The sequence below is a fragment of the Anabaena sp. UHCC 0187 genome (genome assembly GCF_009712035.1).
In the GTDB taxonomy this organism is placed as follows: Bacteria; Cyanobacteriota; Cyanobacteriia; order Cyanobacteriales; family Nostocaceae; genus Dolichospermum.
In genome coordinates this window covers 1-5,329 of the sequence record NZ_VILB01000050.1, presented here as the reverse complement: position 1 = coordinate 5,329, position 5,329 = coordinate 1, and the positions used below count along the sequence as shown (strand labels likewise).

Sequence of the window (5,329 nt, the reverse complement as noted above, 5' to 3'; positions counted from 1 at the left end):
TGCTTGTTTTAAATCTTTTGCCAGTCCTATGTCATGTAAGCTGACAACTAATTTTAAATGCCAAGCTTTACGATGTGGCAAATGTGCTAATCCACCAAATAACATCAACAGTGCATTTTTAATTTTGTTTTCGTTGTGGTCCGTATTGCGGTCAAAATGATAACCTGTACGAAAAGCAGATTCTCCCACGGTGTAAGCTGCACCATCTAAAACGATTCTTCCTGGGACATCTTCCATCTCGGCGGTGGAAATATAGCTGGGGATACGAACGACTTCAAATCCATCGACGAAAAGTTTCAGACTACCGTAACCGTTATCGAATCCTGCTGGAAAGATTTTTTGCAAGGCGTGAATGTTGGACATGGGGGTCAAGTGGGATACAAAAAAAGGGTGGCACAAAAATACCCTAAGTATCTCCTATATATACCCTAGATAGGGGCTAAAAGTTTAATTATTTTCAATTTTCGCGTTAGGGTATATTTATCCCATAAGTAACCCCTACACATACCCCAAATTATTTTATTTTAGCAATATAGACCCTATATAACCCCTATGCAGGTTATAAGCAGGTAATATATAGGGGTCAAAGGAAATAAATACAAGTCTATAATCTCTTTTTGGGGTATATATAACCCCTATAAAACACCTAAGTGTACCCTAAATTAATTTTAGTTAGTAATTTTATGAGCATATAATATTGCGTGCGAGTAGCAATGAAACCAAAATATACGTTAACGACTGATTCATGTGATAACAATAAAATTCATACCTTTTTCAAGGTCTCATTTTCATCATTTTCATAGTAAATTCAGGCTTTCAGGTTTTCTTCTGTGATAAAAATTGTTATTACCGGAAAAGTTATATTTTAATGCAACGACTCAAACTCAGTGACAGCAAGCTTTTTTGGCTTAATATACACTCCTGTTCTCATGCTACTCACGGGCGAACATCAATCTTCTTCTAGTAAATTTTCCATTTGAAATAACAGTTTTTCTAATTGTTTTTGCTTTTGGGGATTGGATAAAACCTTTGTTTTTTGCACTCGTCCCAAAATGGATGTAATGCGCTGTTTGAGAGGATTTGAGGTATCCTGGCTAGGTTTAGTTTCGTTAAGACTACGGATACGTTCTTTAATTTGAGTTAGTGATAATCGACTAGCGATCGCTTCTGCTAGTAAACTTTGGCGTAACTGTTCATTCTTCACCCGTGCAATGGCATTGGCCTTGGTGTACTCAATTTTCCCGGAACGCAGTGCCTCTAAAATATCTATAGGTAGTTTTAGTAAAGGTAGACGATTACTGACAAAAGACTCCCACCCCATTAGCCCTAAGTCAGTAAATATCGCCTTAATTGCTTCAGATTCTGGTTGACTAATAACGTTATTAGTCAATCGGGAAACATCATTCAACATCCGATAAAGCAAGGCTGTGACTTCATTTTGAGTTAATTCTAATCGCAGTGACAGTAGCTGCAAAATACCTTCAGTTTCTTCTACTGGATTCAGGTCTTCCCGTTGAAGATTTTCTACTAGGGCAATGGTAAAAGCTTCAGAATCAGTTAATGTGCGGATGGTAACAGGAACTTCTAATAATCCCACAGCTTGCGCTGCCCGATAGCGTCTTTCTCCGGCTACTAATTCATACTGCCCTGGTTGACTTAAAATTGGTCGAATGAGCAGATTTTCTAAAATGCCATGCTCTTTCACAGATTGAATGAGTTGCTCCATCTTGAGTGGATCAAAATAGCGCCGGGGCTGCTGAGAGGGCAGACTAATAGCAGATAAAGCTACCGTTGCCGTTGGCAGTGGTGAATCATTTGTTGGCTCAGTGCTTTCATATAAAAAATCTTTGAGTTCCCGCCTTTTACTTGACATTCAGCACCTCCAAGGCTTCTTGAAAAAGTGCCTCATAATCACTTGCGGCTTCGGTTGCGGCTTTGCCTGACATTTGAAATACGGTACACCCTTGACCAGGGGCATCAGCGATACACTGTTTTTGATAGATAGCAGTTTTTAGTAAATGGGTTCCTGTGGCAATAAGAGCTTCTCTGGCTTCTCTCTCTAACACTGTACCTTTGGTAGCTCGGCTCAAAAATAAAGCAGCTTTTGGATAACCAGAGCGCAATTCAGTCGCGTGTTTGATAAAACGCAAAATTTTATGACTGCTGTGTAAATCTAAGCCAGAAGGTTGGCAGGGAACTAAAGCAATATCACAACGAGCCAATATTGCTTTAGTAGTTTCAGAAAGTGAACCAGGAGCATCAATCACCAAGGCTGAATACTGGATAGCTAAGTCAGGAATTTTTTCAAACAACTCTTCTGGGTCTTGAATGACTTGGTAAACCAGACCTAAAGATTTAGCCCAGACGGAACTACTTTGTTGGGCATCGGCATCAACCATTAGTGTTTTTTGGCGTTGACTAAACCAATAGGCCAGATGAACAGCAGCAGTTGATTTACCTACGCCACCTTTTTGATTTGTAAAGGCAATAATCATAAAAATATATGGTAGGGGTCACTCGATTTTGGATTGACGTTAGCGCAGCGTAAGCAGCGCAGCGCGTATTTTGGACTTCGACTTCGCTCAGTCGAACGATTTTGGATTAACTCCACTCTAAAGTGTAGAAGCTCGAAGAAAATGGATTTGGGATTGACGTTAGCGAAGCATACGCAGCGCGTATTTTTCTGGACTGAAGGACGGGGCTTTTACCAAATTTTTTTAATCTAAAATCTAAAATCTAAAATTCCCGGTAAATATAGCGAGAGGTAAAAGTCCTCAAAAAGAACAGGACGATTATATCAATTCTATTAACTTAGTTTAGTTGTTTGTTTAGCAACCAAATATTGCTCAATCGCTTCACGAATCAAATCAGGTACTGTGCATTTTTCTAGATCAGCCAGATTTTTCAGATGCTGTTTCATCTGTGGATGCATCAATACTTTCACTTGTTCTGAAAGTGGCTCGTCTCTGCCATAGTCAAAGCGATACTTGATTCCAAAATCGGGATTACCACCAGGTCTCGCCATTAGTTGCACACTTATAACGACAATCTCAATTATATCGCAATTAGCATCAGACAAATACTTCTAAGTCAGACACTTTAATTGCGTGGTACTACGTTATAATTATGATAATAACTAACCAGGAGCGCAAGTGATATGGTTAATGCGCCGCTTGACAAGACTACCACTGTTATCAGTGAGAATTTGGCTGTTGATGCTAAAAATGGTGATGCTGTTAATACTACGATAGCAATATTTACTACTAAAGAACTAACCAAAGAAGAAGAGGGCGATAGCGAAGCGCTCCGTAGGAATCGCTTCCGGTTAGAGCGTCAAGTAGAGAGGGCGTTCTCCGAAGCTGGAAAAGCCTTGAGACAATTGAGAGACAGAAAACTATATCGCAACTCCCACAAAACTTTTGACGAATACTGCAAAGACAGGTTTAGCTATAACCGTTCCCGTTCCTACCAACTTATTGACGCAGCTAGTGTTGTGGACAACCTGGAAGAATGTCCACAATTTGTGGACATTTTGCCAACAGCAGAAGGACAAGTGCGACCATTGACAAAATTAGAAGCAGAGGAACAAGTTAGATGTTGGCAAGAGGCAGTAGACGCGGCAGGTGGTAAAGTACCATCAGGACGCATTGTTAAAAGTATTGTGGACAAATTACAGGAGCAACCGAATTTACCTAACACCCACTATTTAGGGCAAGTGTGTGAAATTCTCCCTAAAGATGATTTAGAACTCAAGGGCAAAAACGGTTGTTGGGGAATTATTACTCATGTCGGCAATTTTAGCTACACAATTACGACCTGGGATGGAGAGTATCTAGTGAAGATGGAAAACCTAAAGCCGTTGGATTATTCTGAGAGTGATAGCCAATATATGCAGCAATTATGTCAACGTCTTGTCAGATTGCATCGAATGAGAAATATTGATGATGCTATTATTTGGCTACTAGCTGGTTTAAGTAAACGATATCAACCATGTTTGACACCACTGCAAGAAAAGTTACTAACTATTGCTGAAGAAGAGTGTGGACTGATCTAATGTCATTCCTTCTAATCCCAAAATAATGTAGTGTTTCGTAGTCAAAAGTAGGAATAAGCATCTTTGCTGTGGAGTTTTTTAAAATCAGTTAGTTTCCCACCGATTCTTTTCCCTATTATTTTGATATCAAGTCCTGATCACAAAGAAGCTGTTGATATAGGTAAATAAACTGTAAAAATACTGCCTTCCCCTACGGTCGATTCCACAGAGATATTTCCCTGATGGGCTTCAACAATTTGAAGAGACAAATATAATCCTAGACCATTCCCCCGGCGCTGGTGTTTGCCCTGTCTAAAACGTTCAAATAAACCTACTTGTTCTGATTCACTGATACCAATACCTGTATCTTTTACTGCAATTGTTACATATTCATGATGGCGATGAAGCTGAATTTCTATTGAACCGCTATCTGTAAACCGAATAGCGTTGCCAACTAAGTTAATCAGCAATCGGTATAATTCTATCCTATCACCCCTAACTGTCAATAATGATGATTGTTGACTGTTGAATGTTGTTGTCAGAGTCAAATTTTTCACAGCAGCTAAAGGTTGGAGTTCCTGCACTACCTTTTGGCTTAACTTGCACAAATCTACAGAAAAAACCTCTAAATCTTTATTACCTGCTTCATATTGATAAACGTTGAGGATATTTTCAACCATATCCAACAATGTTTGATTACTTTCGGTAATTTGTTGGATATATTCCTGCATTTCTGAGAGATTATGCCCAAAAGTTCCTTTTTTCAGCACTTTTAGCATTTGGATTACTGAAGTTAAAGGAGTGCGTAAATCGTGAGTCATATTAATCACAAAATCTTTGCACCATTGCTGGGTAATTATATCTCGGTGATTGATACTGTGTTTTAGTCGCAAGAGCGAACGCACTTTTGCCAACAATTCATTTTGCTCTACAGGTTTAATCAAAAAGTCATCAGCACCAGCCTGTAAACCTTGAATGAAAGAGGACTCGTCACAATTGGTAACGAGTAACACAGGTATAAAAGGTAAATGGGAATTCTGCTTGATCTGTCGAGTGATTTCATAGCCATCAATACTTGGAGTGAACGTATCTAATAGGACTAAATCAGGTGGAGATTCGACAATCTTAATTAAGGCTTCACTATCGCTATCTGTTACTGTTACCCTGTATCCTTCTTGCTTGAGAGTAGATTTTAGTACACAAACATTCTTGGTTGAGTCATCTACCAAAAGGATACTTTCTGTTGAACTTGAGTTCCAAGAGAAAGGTGTCATACAAATACCAGTAGATTTATTT

5 protein-coding genes and 1 pseudogene are annotated in these 5,329 nt (G+C 39.1%); 1 reads left to right on the top strand and 5 read right to left on the bottom strand.

Going from position 1 to position 5,329, the window contains the following annotated elements:
* The 4 genes and pseudogenes from FJR11_RS23165 to FJR11_RS23150 all read right to left on the bottom strand — a co-directional run.
* Positions 1-363: pseudogene (locus tag FJR11_RS23165) on the bottom strand (hypothetical protein); the annotation flags it as partial.
* Positions 364-949: 586 nt separating this feature from the next.
* Positions 950-1,873, bottom strand: coding sequence for a ParB/RepB/Spo0J family partition protein (locus tag FJR11_RS23160; RefSeq protein WP_168508023.1), 924 nt, complete (start codon positions 1,871-1,873; stop codon positions 950-952).
* Positions 1,863-2,495: an AAA family ATPase gene (locus FJR11_RS23155; protein WP_168508021.1), complete on the bottom strand. Its 633-nt coding sequence runs from the start codon at positions 2,493-2,495 to the stop codon at positions 1,863-1,865. Before FJR11_RS23155 ends, FJR11_RS23160 begins: the two co-directional genes overlap by 11 nt.
* A gap of 311 nt (positions 2,496-2,806) precedes the next feature.
* Positions 2,807-3,025 carry a CopG family transcriptional regulator gene (locus tag FJR11_RS23150; RefSeq protein ID WP_168508019.1) on the bottom strand — a complete coding sequence of 73 codons (219 nt, stop codon included), beginning with the start codon at positions 3,023-3,025 and terminating at the stop codon, positions 2,807-2,809.
* A 132-nt stretch (positions 3,026-3,157) separates the two neighbouring features.
* On the opposite strand from FJR11_RS23150, the gene FJR11_RS23145 reads away from it, so the two are divergent.
* Positions 3,158-4,054, top strand: coding sequence for a hypothetical protein (locus FJR11_RS23145; protein ID WP_168508017.1), 897 nt, complete (start codon positions 3,158-3,160; stop codon positions 4,052-4,054).
* A 137-nt stretch (positions 4,055-4,191) separates the two neighbouring features.
* On the opposite strand, the gene FJR11_RS23140 is transcribed toward FJR11_RS23145, so the two are convergent.
* Positions 4,192-5,307, bottom strand: a complete 1,116-nt coding sequence (locus tag FJR11_RS23140) for a hybrid sensor histidine kinase/response regulator (RefSeq protein ID WP_168508015.1) — start codon at positions 5,305-5,307, stop codon at positions 4,192-4,194.
* Positions 5,308-5,329: the final 22 nt, after the last annotated feature.